At 68.3% G+C, this 16341-nt stretch carries 12 protein-coding genes; 7 read left to right on the top strand and 5 right to left on the bottom strand.

Annotation, left to right across the window (positions count from 1 at the left end; all coding sequences use genetic code 11):
* From ADBZ6I_RS08645 to ADBZ6I_RS08625, 5 genes are all read left to right on the top strand, one after another.
* The coding region (locus ADBZ6I_RS08645) for a helix-hairpin-helix domain-containing protein (RefSeq protein WP_526382845.1) at positions 1 to 956 on the top strand (956 nt) is incomplete at its 5' end.
* A 43-nt stretch (positions 957 to 999) separates the two neighbouring features.
* Complete coding sequence (locus tag ADBZ6I_RS08640) at positions 1000 to 1698, top strand: Vgb family protein (protein ID WP_526382843.1); 699 nt, start codon at positions 1000 to 1002, stop codon at positions 1696 to 1698.
* Between the two features lie 34 nt (positions 1699 to 1732).
* Positions 1733 to 2170 carry a nitroreductase family deazaflavin-dependent oxidoreductase gene (locus ADBZ6I_RS08635; RefSeq protein WP_526382841.1) on the top strand — a complete coding sequence of 146 codons (438 nt, stop codon included), beginning with the start codon at positions 1733 to 1735 and terminating at the stop codon, positions 2168 to 2170.
* A gap of 29 nt (positions 2171 to 2199) precedes the next feature.
* Positions 2200 to 3513: a threonine ammonia-lyase IlvA gene (gene ilvA, locus ADBZ6I_RS08630; protein WP_526382839.1), complete on the top strand. Its 1314-nt coding sequence runs from the start codon at positions 2200 to 2202 to the stop codon at positions 3511 to 3513.
* Positions 3514 to 3571: 58 nt separating this feature from the next.
* Positions 3572 to 3973, top strand: coding sequence for a hypothetical protein (locus ADBZ6I_RS08625; protein ID WP_526382837.1), 402 nt, complete (start codon positions 3572 to 3574; stop codon positions 3971 to 3973).
* Positions 3974 to 4106: 133 nt separating this feature from the next.
* Here ADBZ6I_RS08625 and treZ read toward each other — a convergent pair whose 3' ends face one another.
* The 4 genes from treZ to sucT form a co-directional block, all read right to left on the bottom strand.
* Positions 4107 to 5846 (bottom strand): malto-oligosyltrehalose trehalohydrolase, encoded by a 1740-nt coding sequence (gene treZ / locus ADBZ6I_RS08620; protein WP_526382835.1) that lies wholly within the window; start codon positions 5844 to 5846, stop codon positions 4107 to 4109.
* Positions 5839 to 8172: a malto-oligosyltrehalose synthase gene (gene treY, locus ADBZ6I_RS08615; protein ID WP_526382833.1), complete on the bottom strand. Its 2334-nt coding sequence runs from the start codon at positions 8170 to 8172 to the stop codon at positions 5839 to 5841. Before treY ends, treZ begins: the two co-directional genes overlap by 8 nt.
* A 15-nt stretch (positions 8173 to 8187) precedes the next feature.
* Positions 8188 to 10353, bottom strand: a complete 2166-nt coding sequence (gene glgX / locus ADBZ6I_RS08610; RefSeq protein ID WP_526382831.1) for a glycogen debranching protein GlgX — start codon at positions 10351 to 10353, stop codon at positions 8188 to 8190.
* A 70-nt stretch (positions 10354 to 10423) separates the two neighbouring features.
* Positions 10424 to 12577 (bottom strand): acetyltransferase SucT, encoded by a 2154-nt coding sequence (sucT, locus tag ADBZ6I_RS08605; RefSeq protein ID WP_526382829.1) that lies wholly within the window; start codon positions 12575 to 12577, stop codon positions 10424 to 10426.
* 196 nt (positions 12578 to 12773) lie between these two features.
* Here sucT and bioA point away from each other — a divergent pair, with 196 nt between their 5' ends.
* A complete protein-coding gene (bioA, locus tag ADBZ6I_RS08600; protein WP_526382827.1) occupies positions 12774 to 14057 on the top strand; it encodes an adenosylmethionine--8-amino-7-oxononanoate transaminase in 1284 nt (427 codons plus the stop codon).
* A gap of 4 nt (positions 14058 to 14061) precedes the next feature.
* Positions 14062 to 14253 (top strand): hypothetical protein, encoded by a 192-nt coding sequence (locus ADBZ6I_RS08595; RefSeq protein ID WP_526382825.1) that lies wholly within the window; start codon positions 14062 to 14064, stop codon positions 14251 to 14253.
* A 53-nt stretch (positions 14254 to 14306) separates the two neighbouring features.
* Here the strand turns inward: ADBZ6I_RS08595 and ADBZ6I_RS08590 are convergent.
* Positions 14307 to 16341: YncE family protein (locus tag ADBZ6I_RS08590; protein ID WP_526382823.1), on the bottom strand; the 2035-nt coding region annotated here is incomplete at its 5' end.

Genomic DNA, 16341 nt, shown 5'->3' with positions numbered 1-16341 from the left:
GCGCCAACGTGGTGACATCGCTGATCGCCACCCGCACCGCCAAGGGCAAGTTCACCGACTTCTCCGACTACCTCAACAAGATCGACATCGGCGCCTGCAACAAGAAGGTCACCGAATCGCTGGTCAAGGCCGGGGCGTTCGATTCGCTCGGCCATCCCCGCAAGGGTCTGTTCCTGGTGCACAGCGACGCTGTCGAGTCGGTGCTGGGCACCAAGAAGGCCGAGGCGATGGGCCAGTTCGACCTGTTCGGCGGTGGCTCCGACGACGGCGGGGCCGGAACCGATGCGGTGTTCACCATCCGCGTGCCCGACGAGGAGTGGGACGACAAGCACAAGCTGGCGCTGGAACGCGAGATGCTCGGCCTTTACGTGTCCGGCCACCCGCTCAACGGTGTCGCGCACCTGCTGGCCGCCCAGACCGACACCCAGATCCCATCGATTCTCGACGGTGACGTGGCCAACGACACCCAGGTGCGGGTGGGCGGCATCCTGGCGTCGGTCAACCGCCGGGTCAACAAGAGCGGGATGCCCTGGGCGTCAGCGCAATTGGAGGATCTCACCGGCGGTATCGAGGTGATGTTCTTCCCGCAGACCTACTCCCTGGTCGGCGCGGAGATCGCCGACGACGCGGTGGTGATCGTCGGGGCGAAGGTCCGCGTCCAAGACGACAGGGTCACCCTGATCGCCAATGACCTTGTGGTGCCGGACTTCTCCAACGCCCAACCGGACCGGCCGCTGGCGGTGAGCCTGCCCACCCGGCAGTGCACCCTGGACAAGGTGACCGCCCTCAAGCAGGTGCTCTCGCGCCACCCCGGCACCTCGCAGGTGCACCTGCGGCTGATCAGCGGGGACCGGATCACCACCCTGGAACTCGACCAGTCCCTGCGGGTGACGCCGTCCTCGGCGCTGATGGGTGATCTCAAGGCGCTGCTCGGGCCGGGCTGTCTGGGCGGCTGATCCCTCGCGTCGAGAGGGGGGATCCGGTCGAAAAGCGGTCAGCGTGTGGATCAACCGGCCGGCTGCGGACGTCTACCGCTACGCCGCCGACGCCAGGCACGACCCGGGCGCCGGCGACACCGTCACCACCATCAGCGATCCGAGCTTCAGTGATTCCGTCGGAATCGCCGTCGCCGCGGACGGCAAGGTCTACGTCGCCAGCCAGATCGGCAATTCGGTCTCGGTGATCGATCCTGCGGCCGGGAACTCGGTCAGCGTCATTGTGGACCAAAGTTTCGACGCCCCGACAGGGGTGGCTGTTGGTGCGGACGGCAAGGTCTATGTCACCAACTACTACGGCAATTCGGTGTCGGTGATCGATCCGGCAGCAGACAACTCCGTCACCACGATCAGTGACCTGAGTTTCAACAATCCCATCGATGTGGCGGTGGGCCCGGACGGCACGGTCTACGTCACCAACTATTACGGCAGTTCGGTGTCGGTGCTCTCGGAAGCCACCGGCGGCGGCGACGGCGGCAACGGTGGCAACGGCGGCGACGCCACCTCCGGCTTCGGCGGCGACGGCGGCGACGGCGGTGCAGGTGGCCCCGGAAGTGGTTCCGGCACAGGCGCTGCCGGTCTCAACGGTGCAAGCGGCATCGGCAGCACTCCGGGCGCCGGCGGTACCGGCGGCCCCGGGGGCGTAGGGGACAACGGCGGCGACGGCGGCGACGGGGGGACGGGCGGCGACGGCGGAATCTGATTCCCAGCGCCTGAGCCTGGCTACCCTGGAAAACATGCCGCTGACTGGAGAATACGAACCGAGCACCTCTGACTGGGCCCGTGAGAACGCCGAGCTGTACATGGCCTCCGGCGGAACCCGGGGCACCGACTTGAAAGGCAAGCCGGTCATCCTGCTGACCACCATCGGCGCCAAGACCGGCAAGCTGCGCAAGACCCCGTTGATGCGGGTGGAGCACGACGGTGAGTACGCCGTCGTCGCCTCGCTGGGCGGGGCGCCGAAGAATCCGGTCTGGTACTACAACGTCAAGAAACACCCCCGGGTGGAACTGCAGGACGGCACCGTCACCGGCGACTACGAAGCCCGCGAGGTAGTCGGCGAGGAGAAGGCCGCCTGGTGGCAGCGGGCGGTCGAGGTCTGGCCGGACTACGTCGACTACCAGCGCAAAACCGACCGCGAAATCCCGGTCTTCGTGTTGACCCCGATTCACTGATTTTCCCCGCGCGGTGGCACCATTAACCGGTGTCCACCGAGTTGAGCCAGAGTCGCCTGAGGTCGGAGAGTTCCGCTCTTCGCGCAAGCGGCTCATCGCCGTTGACCGCGGCCGATATCGACGAGGCTGCCCGGCGCATCGCCGAGGTCGTGGACCGCACCCCGCTTCAGCGCAGCGACCGGCTCTCCGACATCACCGGCGCCGAGGTCTACCTCAAGCGTGAGGATCTGCAGAGTGTGCGGTCCTACAAGCTGCGCGGTGCCTACAACCTGCTGATGCAACTCACTCCGGAGCAACTGCGCGCCGGCGTGGTGTGCTCGTCGGCCGGCAATCATGCTCAGGGATTCGCGCTGGCGTGCCGCTCGATGCAGGTGCACGGCCGCGTCTACGTGCCGGCCAAGACGCCCAAGCAGAAGCGCGACCGGATCCGCTACCACGGCGGGCAGTACATCGACCTGATCGTCGGCGGCGCCAGCTACGACGCCGCGGCGGCCGCCGCGCTGGACGATGTGGCCCGCACCGGGGCGATCCTGGTGCCGCCCTACGACGACCCCCGCACCATGGCGGGGCAGGGCACCATCGCGGTGGAGATCCTCGACCAGCTCGACAGCGAACCACACCTGGTGATCATCGGCGTCGGGGGCGGCGGCTGCATCGCCGGCGTCACCACCTACCTGGCCGAACGCACCACCGGCACCGCGGTGCTGGGTGTGGAACCGGCCGGCGCGGCGTCGATGATGGCGGCCCTGGCCGCCGGCCACCCGGTCGACCTCGACCACGTCGACCAGTTCGTCGACGGTGCGGCGGTCAAGCGGGCCGGCGCATTCACCCACCAGGCGCTGGCCGCGGCGGGGGACATGGTGTCGGTCACCATGGTCGACGAGGGCGCGGTGTGCACCGCCATGCTCGACCTGTATCAGAACGAGGGCATCATCGCCGAACCCGCCGGGGCGTTGTCGGTGGCGGCGCTGCTGGACGCCGACGTGGAGCCAGGCTCGACGGTGGTGTGCCTGATCTCCGGCGGCAACAACGACGTGTCCCGCTACGGCGAGGTGCTGGAACGCTCGCTCGTGCACAAAGGTCTCAAGCACTACTTCCTGGTGGACTTCCCGCAGGAACCCGGCGCGCTGCGCCGCTTCCTCGACGAAGTGCTCGGGCCGAACGACGACATCACGCTGTTCGAGTACGTCAAGCGCAACAACCGGGAAACCGGGGAGGCGCTGGTCGGTGTCGAATTGGGTTCGGCGGCCGACTACGACGGGCTGCGCGCCCGGATGGACGCCTCCGGCCTGCACGTCGAGGCGCTGGAGCCGGGCTCAGCGGCCTACCGCTACCTCACGTAGCCCCGATTCCCTGCTGGACAGTCTGCCGCGGCCGCAGATTCGACGGCACAATGGTGTGGTGACGTCACGTACCCGAGCTCTTGTAGCGATCGGTTGTTCGCTGCTCGCCGCCGCCGCCGCCGCCGCCGCCGCCGCCGCGCTGGCCGTGCCCGCCCACGCGCAGACCCCGGAGGACAAGTTCGTCGATGACATCCGGCGGTCCAATTCGGTGACGACGACCATCCCCGGAACCCCGACGAACTGGATATCTGCCGGGTGGACCTCCTGCAACCGGATCTCGTCGGCCGTGCGGCAAGGTTCCCGGCTGCAGCCGGCGATCAACAACGAAGTGATCGCCGCGAAGACCTTCAACGTCATCAGCCAGCAGGACGCCACCGCCCTGGTGACCTACGCCATCCTGGATCTGTGCCCGTACTTGATTCCCGACAAGAACCAGCCCGACGGCGGGACCGGAAACTAAAGGCGTTCTGGCAGAACTTCTTAGCGACGCGTTAGCTCCTGGGGCGTGCGCCCTTAATTTTCGTCCATACGGTTGCGTACATGTTGATCGACGTTCGCTGGCTTCGGTACCTGCTGAAGCGCCCGGCTCGCGGTTAGACCGGCGGGGTCTTCGGCGACCTCACCACCGCGACCGAGTGTCCCTGCAGGGTAGTGCTGCGCCCGCCGTTGTCCGTGTGGCCCCATTCGAGTAGGGTCTCGCCGGCCACTGGGACGCTCACCGCCTCGGTGCCCAGATTGCACGCCACGGCAATTCGACCGCGCCGCATCACAATCCAGCGTTCCGCCTCGTCGCAGTCGACCACCAGATCCGGTAGCCATGGATCGGCCATGTCGGGCTCCTCGTGCCGGAGTCGGATCAGACCCTTGTAGAACTCCAGCAGCCGTGCATGCTCCGGATCATCGGGCTCGGACCAGTCCAATTGCGAGCGCAGGAAGGTCTGCGGGTCCTGCGGGTCGGGCACTTCGTCGGCATCCCAACCGTGCTCGGCGAACTCGGCTTTGCGGCCCTCGGCGGTCGCGCGGGCCAGTTCCGGCTCCGGATGGGAGCTGAAGAACTGGAACGGCCGGCTCGACGCCCACTCCTCGCCCATGAACAGCATTGCGGTGTAGGGGGATCCGAGCGCCAGCGCGGCTTTGATGGCCAGTTGCCCGCTGTCCAGGTTCTGACTCGGCCGGTCTCCGGTGGCTCGGTTGCCCACCTGGTCGTGGGTGCAGGTGTAGGCCAGCAGCCGGGTGGCGGGGATGCGGGTGGTGTCCAGGGGCCGGCCGTGCCGGCGGCCGCGGAATGTCGAATAGGTGCCGGCGTGGAAGTAGCCGTTGCGCAAGGTGCTCGCCAGCGCGGTGATGGACCCGAAGTCGCAGTAATAGCCTTGACGTTCGCCCGATACCGCGGTGTGGATGGCGTGGTGGATGTCGTCGTCCCACTGGGCGGTCACGCCGTAGCCGCCGTGCTCACGGGGGGTGATCAGCCGCGGGTCGTTGAGGTCGCTCTCGGCGATCAGCGACAGCGGACGGCCGACTACCGCTGCCAGAGCATCGGTTTCGGCGGCCAGTTCCTCGAGAATGTGGATCGCGGTGGTGTCCACCAGGGCGTGTACCGCGTCCAGACGAAGCCCGTCGGCGTGGAAGTCGCGCAGCCAGCGCAGCGCGCAGTCGATGATGTAGCGGCGCACCCCGTCGGCGCCCGGGCCGGACAGATTGACGCCCTCGCCCCACGGATTGGTCGCCGACGACAGGTACGGCCCGAACCGGGGCAGGTAGTTGCCGGACGGCCCGAAGTGGTTGAACACCGCGTCGATCAGCACTCCCAGTCCGCGGGTGTGACAGGCGTCGACGAGCCGGACCAATCCGTCCGGGCCGCCGTAGGCTTCGTGCACCGCGTACCAGAGCACACCGTCGTAACCCCAGCCGTGCGTGCCGTTGAAGGCGTTGACCGGCATGAGTTCCACGAAGTCGACGCCGAGGTCCACCAAGTAGTCGAGCTTGCCGATCACGGCGTCGAAGGTGCCTTCGGGGGTGAAGGTGCCGACGTGCAGCTCATAGATGACCGCGCGATCGAGCGCACGGCCCTTCCACCCGGCGTCATGCCACACCGCCCGGCGCGGGTTCCACAGCTGGGAGCGCTGATGGACGCCGTCGGGCTGCCGCGCCGAGCGCGGGTCGGGCACTACGGTCGGGTCGTCGTCGAGCACGAAGCCGTACCGCGCGTCCTGCGCGCAGTCCACCGCTGCCCGCCACCAACCGTCGTCGTGCGGGCTCATCGGGTGCAGGGTGCCCTCGACGTCGAGACGCACCAGCGCCGGCAGCGGCGCCCACACCGCGAAATCAGTCATGTGCCCTCTCCAGCAGTGCCACCGGCACGTCGGCGAACAGCGCGACGGCCGACACCGCGCCGCTGTGCCGGGCGCGCGAGATCCGGTCCACCCAGGTTCCGGGCGGCAGCGGTAGTTCGGTTGCGCCCCAACCGCTGTCGGCTAGGCGCACCGTCCAGCGGCTGACGGCGACCAGCACGTCGTCACCGCGCAGGAACGCCAGCAGGTGCTCGGAGGTCGGGCCGTTCGCCAGCAGCGGTAGGTATCCGCCGCGCAAAAAGGTCTGCGGACGGTCTCGGCGGGCGCGCAGTGCGGCGGCCACCACCCGCATCTTCGGATGGTCCAGCCGGTGCAGAGCCGCCCGTCGCTCGCCGTAGTCCACCGGACGGCGGTTGTCCGGGTCGACCAGACTGTCCTCCCACAATTCGGTGCCCTGGTAGACGTCCGGCACGCCGGGGACGGTGAGTGCCAGCAGTTTCTGGCCCAGGGCGTCGTTGTGCGCGTGCGGTAAGACCTGGGCGACGAACTCGGTCAGCCCGGTGGCGGCGGGTCCGTCGAGGACGGCGTCGAGCCAATCATGAACGGCCCGTTCGAATTCCTGCTCGGGTTCGGTCCACGACGTCCGCGCACCGGCCTCCCGCAGCGCCTTCTCGGCGTAGCCGTGCAGCCGCGCCCGCAGTCCGGGGGTCACCGTGCCGTCGGCCGGCCAGATCCCGACGATGTTCTGCCACAAAAACAACCCGCTCACCGGGTCGGGGGAGGGGGTCGCGGCCTCCCATCGGGACACCATCTCCGCCCACAGGCTGGGCACCTGGGACAGCACGCCGATGCGAGCCCGGACATCCTCGCCGCGCTTGGTGTCGTGGGTGGACAGCGCGGTCATGCTGTCCGGCCACAGGGCGGCCCGCACCGCCGCGCTGCGGTGGAACTCCGCTGCGCTCACCCCGAAGCGGTGCGGCTCGCCGCCCACCTCGTTGAGCGACACCAGACGAGCGTCGCGGTAGAAGTAGCAGTCCTCCACGGCCTTGGCGGTCATCGCGCCGCACAACTGCTGCAGCCGGGCAGCCGCTTCCGCGTCATGCAGCGCCGCGGAGGCGATCTCCAGCGGCTCGGCAAGCTCGGGCCGGCGTTCGACGGTGCTGGCCATCGCCGCACCGAGCACCTGCGCCAACACCGGATAGTCGCTGCGGTACACCCCGACGGCGGCGAGGAGTTCAGCCACCGCGTCGGCCAGCTGCGGATGGTCGCTACCCGTACAGCGCCGAATCGTCCGGCACAGCCGGGCCAGTTCACTGGCCAGCGTGTCGGTGGCCGTCCGGACCTTCAACTCCCGCAACGACTCTGAGCTGTCCCGGTAGGGCACCCCGGCCGACTCCACGAGCTCGGTGAGCGCCTGGGCGCCCGACGGGTCGACGAACACCCCGCCGACCTCGCGCAGGGCGTCATATCCGGTGGTGCCCTGGATCGGAAGGGAGGGGTCCAGCGGTTCGCCGGGGGCCAGGATCTTCTCGATGACGATCCACGCGTCCGGGCCGAGCAGGCCGCGCAGCCGGTGCAGGTAGCCGGCCGGGTCGGTCAGCCCGTCGGGGTGGTCGACGCGGATGCCGTCGACGAGCCCTTCGGTCAGCCAGCGGGCCACCTCGGTGTGGGTGTGGGTGAAGACGGCCGGGTCCTCCTGGCGCAGGCCCGCCAGCCCGGAGACGGCGAAGAAGCGCCGGTAACCGCATACCCCGGAGCGCCAATCCACCAGCCTGTAGTGCTGGCGGTCGTGGATCGCGGTGGGGGTCGCGCCGCCGACGCCCGCGTCGATCTCATCGGAGTCGGCGGTGCCCGGGGCGATCGGAAAGCCCATTCCGTACAGCCGCAGTTCCCCGCCGTCAACGGTGAGCTGCTCCAGATCGGCCTCCGAACCCAGCATGGGCAGCACGATGCGGCCCTGCGGGTCGGCCGACCAGTCGATGTCGAAGAACGTCGCGTAGCGCGAATCCCGCCCGTGCCGCAGCACATCCGACCACCACGGGTTGCGCCCGGGCGGGTCCACCCCGAGGTGGTTGGGCACGATGTCGACCACTAAGCCCAGGCCGCGCTCCCGGGCCGCCTGCGACAACGCTGCCAGTCCTTCCGGTCCGCCGAGTTCGGGCGCCACCGTGGTCGGGTCGATCACGTCGTAGCCGTGCGCGGAATCCGGCGCCGCTGCCAGAACCGGGGACAGGTACACGTGGCTGACGCCCAGCTCGGCAAGGTAGTCCAGGACCTTCTCGGCGTCGGCGAAGGTGAACGAACTGTCCAGCCCGCGCAACTGCAGGCGGTAGGTGGACAGCACCGGAGAGCGTGCGGGAAAAGGCATAGCTGCCTGTTCCCGCTACGTGGTGCGTCGAAGCACGAGCACGGACCGGCCCCGGACGGTGAAGGTCTCGCCGGCCGATACATGCTGCTCGGTCGCGCCCCGCGGGTCGAAGGTGTCGATGACCGCCTGCCAGTGTCGGGCGTAGGGGGTTTCGGGAACGACGAAGTCCACGGGGTAGGCATGGGCGTTGAAGCACAGCAGGAACGAATCGTCGATGATGCGTTCGCCACGGGCGTCAGGCTCGCGCATTGCCTCGCCGTTGAGGCCCACCGCCACCGACTTGATGCCGGAGTGCCAGTCGTTGGACGTCATCTCCACACCGTCGCGGGTGAGCCAGTAAATGTCGAGCATGTTATGGGGGCTGTCTGACGGTCTGCCGTCGAAGAAACGCCTACGCCGGAACACCGGGTGCTTGACGCGCAGTGCGGTCACCGTGCGGGTGAACTCCAGCATGTCTTCGTACCGGTCGACGTCGGCCCAGTCGATCCAGGTCATCTCGTTGTCCTGGCAGTAGCCGTTGTTGTTGCCGTGCTGGGTGCGTCCGACCTCGTCGCCGTGGCTGATCATCGGGGTGCCCTGGGAGAGCATCAGGGTGGTCATGATGTTGCGCATCTGCCGGTGCCGCAGTCCGATGATCTCCGGGTCTTCGCTGGGACCCTCCACCCCGCAGTTCCAGGATCGGTTGTGGTTCTCGCCGTCGCGATTGTCCTCCCCGTTGGCGTCGTTGTGCTTGTGGTTGTAGGAGACCAGATCGGCCAGGGTGAAGCCGTCGTGACAGGTGACGAAGTTGATACTGGCGGCGGGCCGCCGTCCGTTGGCCTCGTAGAGATCGGCGGAACCGGTGAGCCGGGAGGCGAACTCGCCCAATGCCGCCGGTTCGCCGCGCCAGTAATCCCGCACGGTGTCGCGGTACTGGCCGTTCCACTCGGTCCACAGGCCGGGGAAGTTGCCCACCTGATAGCCGCCCTCGCCGACGTCCCACGGTTCGGCGATGAGTTTGACCTGGCTGATCACCGGGTCCTGCTGAATGATGTCGAAGAAGGCGGACAGCCGGTCGACGTCGTAGAACTCCCGGGCCAGGGTCGAGGCCAGGTCGAAGCGGAAGCCGTCGACGTGCATGTCCAGCACCCAGTACCGCAACGAATCCATGATCAGCTGCAGGGTGTGCGGGTGGCGGACGTTGAGGCTGTTGCCGGTTCCGGTGAAGTCCTTGTAGAGCCGCAGGTCGGAATCCAGCAGTCGGTAGTAGGCGGCGTTGTCGATGCCGCGGAAGTTGACCGTCGGACCCATGTGGTCGCTTTCGGCGGTGTGGTTATAGACCACGTCGAGGATCACTTCGATGCCGGCGCCGTGGAAGCTGCGCACCATGTTCTTGAACTCGCCGACCTCACCGCCGGCACTGCGGTTGGCGGCGTACTGGTGGTGCGGTGCGAAGAACCCGAACGTGTTGTAGCCCCAGTAATTGCGCAACCCAAGGTCCAGCAGTCGCTTGTCGTGCATGAACTGGTGCACCGGCATCAGCTCGATCGCGGTGACGTTCAACGACTTCAGGTGGTCGATGATCACCGGATGGGCCAGACCGGCGTAGGTGCCGCGCAGTTCCTCGGGAATCCCGGGGTGGGTCTGCGTCATGCCTTTGACGTGGGCCTCGTAGATGATCGTCTGGTGGTAGGGCGTCCGCGGGGCGTGGTCGGACCCCCACTGGAAGAACGGGTTGATCACCACGCTGGTCATGGTGTGGCCCAGCGAGTCCACCATCGGCGGCGTTCCCCCGGACGCGGGGTGCTCAGCGCCCAGGTCGTAGGAGTACAGCGCCTGGCTGAAATCGAAGTCGCCGTGAAAAGACTTTCCGTACGGGTCGAGTAGCAGCTTGCTGGCATCACAGCGCTGTCCGGCCTCGGGATTCCACGGCCCGTGCACCCGGAAGCCGTAGCGCTGGCCGGGGGAGACTCCGGGCAGATAGGCGTGCCAGACAAAGCCGTCGACCTCGTCGAGTTCGATGCGCTCCTCGTGCATGCGGCCGACGGCGTCGCCGTCGCCGATCAAGCACAACTGCACCCGTTCGGCCACCTCGGAGAACACCGAGAAATTGGTGCCCGCGCCGTCATAGGTCGCGCCGAGCGGATACGGGGTTCCCGGCCATACGGCCCGGGCGCTCGGGGACCCAGCGCTCGGCGACATAGCCGCAACCCTATCGACGCCGGCCCGGCGGCGGAGGCTTAGTCGGGGGGCTTAGTCCGGGGGGGGCTGGTCACCACCAGCCGGTGGCCGCACCGATCTGGCGGCCGAGTTCGGGTGTCATGGTGCGCATGTAGGTCGCCGACAGGTGATGAGCGTCGTGGTAGACCAGCACGTTGCCCTCGATAGACCGGCAGACGTCCTCCCGGCAGACCGCGTCGCTCATGTCGAGGACCTTCATCATCGGGAAGCGGCTGAGGAAGTCCAGGGTCGGGTTGCGATCGGAGAGCACCTTGGATCGATCGATCCCGCAGGACTCCGCATCGCCGCCCTTGGCCAGGCAGTCCGCCGGTATGAACGGTTTGCCGTTGCGCACCAGCCAGGGTGTGTCACGCATCGCCAGGATCGGGATCTGATGTTCGGACAACGTCTGCCAGATCCCGACGTACTGACCGGGCATGGTGTCGCCCGGTTTGGTGTTCCACGGCCGGGTCGAGGTGGTGAAGACGTAGTCGGGGTTGTCGTTGATGAGTTTGGCCATCACCCGCTCGTTCCACTGACGGCACTTGGGGTACGGGCGATTGTCGCCCATCACCAGCGGCATCGGTTCGGTGGTCAGCGGGCAGCCCATCTTCAGATAGGTGACTACTTTGACGTTGTGCTGCTGGCCCAGGCTGTCCAGCGCGGCGATCCAGTGCTCGGCGTGCGAGCCGCCGGCCAGCGCGATGGTCCGGGTGGCGTTGAGGTCGCCGTAGGTGCAGTTGATGACGCTCACGTTGTCGAAGTCGCTGATGCAGCCGTCGTTGGTGGACTCCGGAAGGTCGTCGGCCGCTTCCAGGACGGTCGGCCGGAACGGGAGCTGGGGCACCCTGGCTCCGTCGAGCAGGGCCCGTGCGCCGGGATAGCCGTCGGGCGGCAGGCTTGCCAATTCGTTGCCGCTGGCGCGCTGAACGGCGATGTGTTCGCGCCAGCTGAAGGAGGTCACCGTCAACGTCACGGCCAGCAGGGCCACCGCGGTGCCGCCGACCACGGTCGGCCTGCGCAGGCGGGTCCACCAGGACTGCCGCCACGTACGGACCGGGGTTCGCCGGTAGCGCAGCGGTTCCTCGACGAACCGCATCGTCAGGTAGGCCAGCACCCCGGACAGCAGCAGGATCACCAGGCCGTCGCTGAACTGCGCATGCGCTTCGCCGGTGTAGGCCAGCCAGAAGATCAGCAACGGCCAGTGCCACAGATATAGCGAATAGGCCATCGATCCCAGGGTCACCAGCGGCCGAGTGGCCAGCAGCCGGTTGGGCAGCGGGAGCCGTGCGCCGGTCACCGTCCGGTTGCATCCGGCCAGGATCAGCAGCACGGTGGCCCCGACGGGTACCAGCGCCCAGGGCCCGGGGAACTGCTTGACGCCGTCGATCAACGCGCCGCAGGACAGGATCGCGACCAGGCCGACGATGGCGGCCACCGTCCGGGTCCGCATCGACCAGCTGACGTACGGCAGGACAGCGCCGATCAGAACACCGAGCAGCAGTTCCCACGCCCGCGCGAAGCTGTTGTAGTAGGCCGTCACCTGATCGGCCTGGTGGGCGATGATCGCGTAAACGAACGACGCAAGCGTCAGCACGGTCACCAGCACGACGAACACGGTGCGCAGCCGGGCGCCGCCCAGCCATGTGCGCAGCAGTGCAGTGAGCCCGAGGACCAGCAGCAGGAACGAGATGTAGAACTGCCCCTGCACCGACATCGACCAGATGTGCTGCAGCGGCGAGACCGCCTCCCCGGCGCGCCGGTAATCCGCGGCCGTCGCTGCCAGTTCCCAGTTCTGGTAGTACCCCAGGCTGGCCAGGGTCTGGTCGGCGAACGTCTCCCACCGGGTCTGCGGTTGGACCAGCACCGTCAGTACCGCCGAGACGGCCAGCACCACCACCAGCGCCGGCAGCAGGCGGCGGATCAGCCGGGTGATCTGGGTCCACGGTGACAGCGAGGACCCCGGTGTCAGCGCGGAGCGCAGCAGCGAGCTGCCGAAGAAGAACCCGGACAGCGCCAGGAAGACGTCGACACCACCGGACACCCGGCCGAACCACACGTGAAATAGGGCTACCAGCGCGATCGCGATGCCGCGCAGCCCGTCCAAGTCATGCCGGTACAGCGCCGTCCGACGAGCGGGTCCCGGCGCGAGTTCGGTCAGGCCCGGGAGCGTTGCCGTCGGCCGGGGCGTGGTGAGGGTCGACATGATCGCCCGTCAATCTACCAATTCCGGGCACCCGCCCAGTCTCGGTCAAATCAGCGGCCCAGGTCCTATGGACTCAGGCCTGGGAGCGCACCTTCGCCCCTTTCATCCTGGCGTCCACCCGGATGCCCGCCCTGCAGATCTGACGCTGACCGGGCGGACGGTGCGTCGCCGTGTCGGTGTTGTTTAGGCTCAGCCCGTGGCGTTGACCCCGCAGCAGATCAGCGCCATCGACGCCGCGCACATCTGGCATCCCTACAGCACCATCGGCACTGACGCCATCCCGCCCGTTGTCGCCACCGGCGCGAAGGGCGCGTGGCTGACGCTGATCCGCGACGGTGCCCCGATGCAGGCGCTCGACGCGATGGCGTCCTGGTGGACCGCCATCCACGGCCACGGCCACCCCGTCCTCGACGGCGCGATCACCCGCCAGCTCGGCGAGCTCAACCACGTCATGTTCGGCGGGCTGACCCACCAACCGGCTGCTCGGCTGGCCCAACTGCTCGTCGACATCACCCCCGACGGTCTGGACACCGTGTTCTTCTCCGACTCCGGCTCGGTCGGCGTGGAGGTCGCGGTCAAGATGGCGCTGCAGTACTGGCGCAGCACCGGCCGGTTCGGCAAGCGGCGGCTGATGACCTGGCGCGGCGGCTACCACGGCGACACCTTCACGCCGATGAGCGTCTGCGACCCTGACGGGGGCATGCACTCGCTGTGGCGGGACGTTCTATCCGAGCAGGTGTTCGCCCCGGCGGTGCCGCGGGAGTACGACCCGGGCTACGTCGCCGCCTTCGAAGACCAATTGCGCCACCACGCAGACGAACTCGCGGCCGTGATCGTGGAGCCGGTGGTTCAGGGCGCCGGCGGGATGCGGTTTCACGATCCACGCTATCTGGCCGACCTGCGTGCCCTCTGCAGCCGCAACGACGTGCTGCTGATTTTCGACGAGATCGCCACCGGATTCGGCCGCACCGGGGAGATGTTCGCCGCCGACCACGCCGGGGTCAGCCCGGACATCATGTGCGTCGGCAAGGCGCTGACCGGTGGCTACATCACGCTGGCCGCCACCCTGTGCACCCGGGGCATCGCCGAGGCGATCAGCGGCGGGCAGGCCGGCGCGCTCATGCACGGCCCGACGTTCATGGCCAACGCGTTGGCCTGCGCGGTGGCGGTGGCGTCGGTGGACCTGCTGCTGGCACAGGACTGGCGTGCCCGGGTCGACGGCATCGGGGCCGGCCTGGCCGCAGGGCTGGAGCCCGCCCGCACCCTCCCCGGAGTCGCCGACGTCCGGGTGCTCGGGGCTATCGGGGTGATCGAGACCCACCGGCCGGTCGACCTGCGGACGGCCACCCCGATCGCTCTGGACCACGGCGTGTGGCTGCGGCCCTTCCGCAACCTCGTCTACGCCATGCCGCCGTTCATCTGCACCGACGCCGAGGTGGAGCAGATCACCGCCGCCATGGTCGCGGTCGCTCGGCACTGATGCCGTGGAGCAGATGCTCGGGCGGGCGCCTTCGCTGTTCGCCGACCCGGTGTCATCCGTAGTCAGGCAGGCCGGTACCTCTCGCCCGCAGCCCACCGGCGAGTGGGACGAGGCGCAGCGCCAGCTGCGTCAAGCCGCGACCGCGGTGGGCATCGAACTGGCGGCACTGGGTGGCGGCGCGGCCAACACCACCTGAGCCGCGTGCCGCGCGGGCCGGGTGGCTCGGAAAGGTCGGGTCGGTGTCGTTGGTCAGGGGCCGACGGTGATGACTGTCGCGTTGTAGCTGTATGCGTTCGTGGCGTAGACCTTTCGGCCGTCCGGGCTGACCGCCACGCCGAGGTTGGTATCGGAGCCCCCCAGCGGGATGGTGCTGATGACGGTGTTGGTCGCGGTGTCGATCAACGACAGGGTGCGACTTTCCGCGTTCGTGACATAGGCGATGCTGCCGTCCGGGCTGATCGCCACCGCGTATGGCTGCGCGCCGACTGGCACGGTGGCGATGGCGGTGTTCGTCGCGGTGTCGATGACCGACACGGTGTTGCCGTAACGGTTGGGGACGTGGACGCGGCTGCCGTCCGGGGTGACGGCCAGCATGTGCGGACCGATTCCGACCGGGACCGCGGTGATGACCGCGTTGGCGGCGGTGTCGATCACCGACACGCTGTTGGTCTGGCTGTTGGCGGTGTACACCCGCGATCCGTCGGGGCTGACGGCGATGCCGTAGATCCCGCCGGTGGCCGGGATCGTGCCAATGACAGCATTGGTCGTCGTGTCGAGCACCTTCACGGCATTGTCGCCATTGCAGCTGAGATAGACCCGCTGACCGTCTGAGGTGATGGCAACACCGAGCGCGCCGGTCCCGATCGGGATGGTGGCGACGATGCTGTTGGAGCCGGTGTCGATGACCGTCAGATAGTTGCTCCAGAGGTTCGGCGCGTAAACCCGCGTGCCGTCGGGGCTGACCGCCAACGCGACCGCGCCACCCTGGGGCATCGAGATTTGGGCGATGACGGTGTCGGTGGTGGTGTCGACCACGGTGACCGGACTGGCCTGGCCGCCCCACGGGTAGTCGTTGTAATAGCCGAAGTAGGCGCGGTTGGTCACCGGACTGAACACGACCGGCCAGACCTTGTAGTCGAGGCCGATGAAACCGACGAGGGTGGTGTGGGTCGGCGACACCGTGACGTTGTCGACGGTGATCGGGACAACGCCACCGTGGCCGTCGCCGATGGTGACGGTGAAGGAGTCGACATCTGGCCCGGCGGTGAGCCCTGCTCGGAGCCGGCTCGCATCGGTCGGGTGGTAGGTGAAGGTGCCGTCGGGGTCGAGGGTCACGGTACCTCCGGCGGGGCCGGCGGTCACGGTGTAGGACAGCGGGTCGGCATCGGGGTCGCTGGCGGTGATCGAGCCGCTGACGACCCCGGTGGCGGGGTCGAGGGTTGCGACGGTGGCAATGGCGGCCGGCGCGGTGTTGGCGGGGCTGATGACCACGTTGACCGGCACCGTGGTGGTGCCGCCGTGGCCGTCGGCAACGGTCGCGGCGAAGGTGTCCTGCCGGTCGGCGGGGGTGGCTCCCTCGGCGGAGGCGTCGTGGCGGGCGGCGGCGGTAGGGGTGTAGGTGAAGGAGCCGGCGCTGTCGACTGTGACGGTGCCGCCCTTACCGCTATCCAGGGGGCTGGTGTAGGACAAGGCGTCGCCATCCGGGTCGGTGACGTTGAGCGATCCGGTGACCACGCCGGTGGCGTCGGGGGTTTCGACGGTGGGTCCGACGGAAGCGGGTGCGGCGTTGGTGGGGCTGATCGGAACGGCACTCACCGTGACGGGGGTGGTCCCGCCGCGGCCGTCGGTGACCCTCACGGTGAAGGAATCCACTTTGTCGGCAGGGGTCGCGGTGACCGCCGAGGCGATGTGCCGGGCGGCGGCGGTGGGGGTGTAGACGAACGCGCCGGTGGGGCTCACCACCGCGATGCCGCCCTTGCTGCTGGTGACCGGGCTGGTGTAGGTCAGGGGGTCGCCGTCGGGATCGGTCACATGCAGGGAGCCATCCACACGGCCGGTGTCGGGGTGCACGGTGGTGATGCTGTAGGCCGGAGCACCGACCACCGGAGCGGTGTTGGTCGCCGCGGTGTTGATCACCGTCACCGTGTTGCCGCGGGTGTTGGCGACGTAGAGGATCTTTCCGCTGACCGCGACCGCAGTCGGGCTGGCGCCGACGGTGATGGGGCTGCCCACGACCTTGTTGGTCTTGGTGTTGATCACCGTCACCGTGTTGCTGCCGGTGTTG

The sequence above is a fragment of the Mycobacterium sp. genome (assembly GCF_044342925.1).
In the GTDB taxonomy this organism is placed as follows: Bacteria; Actinomycetota; Actinomycetes; order Mycobacteriales; family Mycobacteriaceae; genus Mycobacterium.
The sequence above is the reverse complement of the archived record's forward strand: the minus strand, read 5'-3'. Positions and strand labels throughout refer to the sequence as shown.

Bases quoted from the DNA above. Each gene is read 5' to 3' on its own strand.
- treY (WP_526382833.1), bottom strand. From the start codon at position 8,172: ATGCCTTTTCCCGCACGCTCTCCGGTGCTGTCCACCTACCGCCTGCAG.
- sucT (WP_526382829.1), bottom strand. From the start codon at position 12,577: ATGTCGACCCTCACCACGCCCCGGCCGACGGCAACGCTCCCGGGCCTG.
- treZ (WP_526382835.1), bottom strand. From the start codon at position 5,846: ATGACTGATTTCGCGGTGTGGGCGCCGCTGCCGGCGCTGGTGCGTCTC.
- glgX (WP_526382831.1), bottom strand. From the start codon at position 10,353: ATGTCGCCGAGCGCTGGGTCCCCGAGCGCCCGGGCCGTATGGCCGGGA.
- ADBZ6I_RS08635 (WP_526382841.1), top strand. From the start codon at position 1,733: ATGCCGCTGACTGGAGAATACGAACCGAGCACCTCTGACTGGGCCCGT.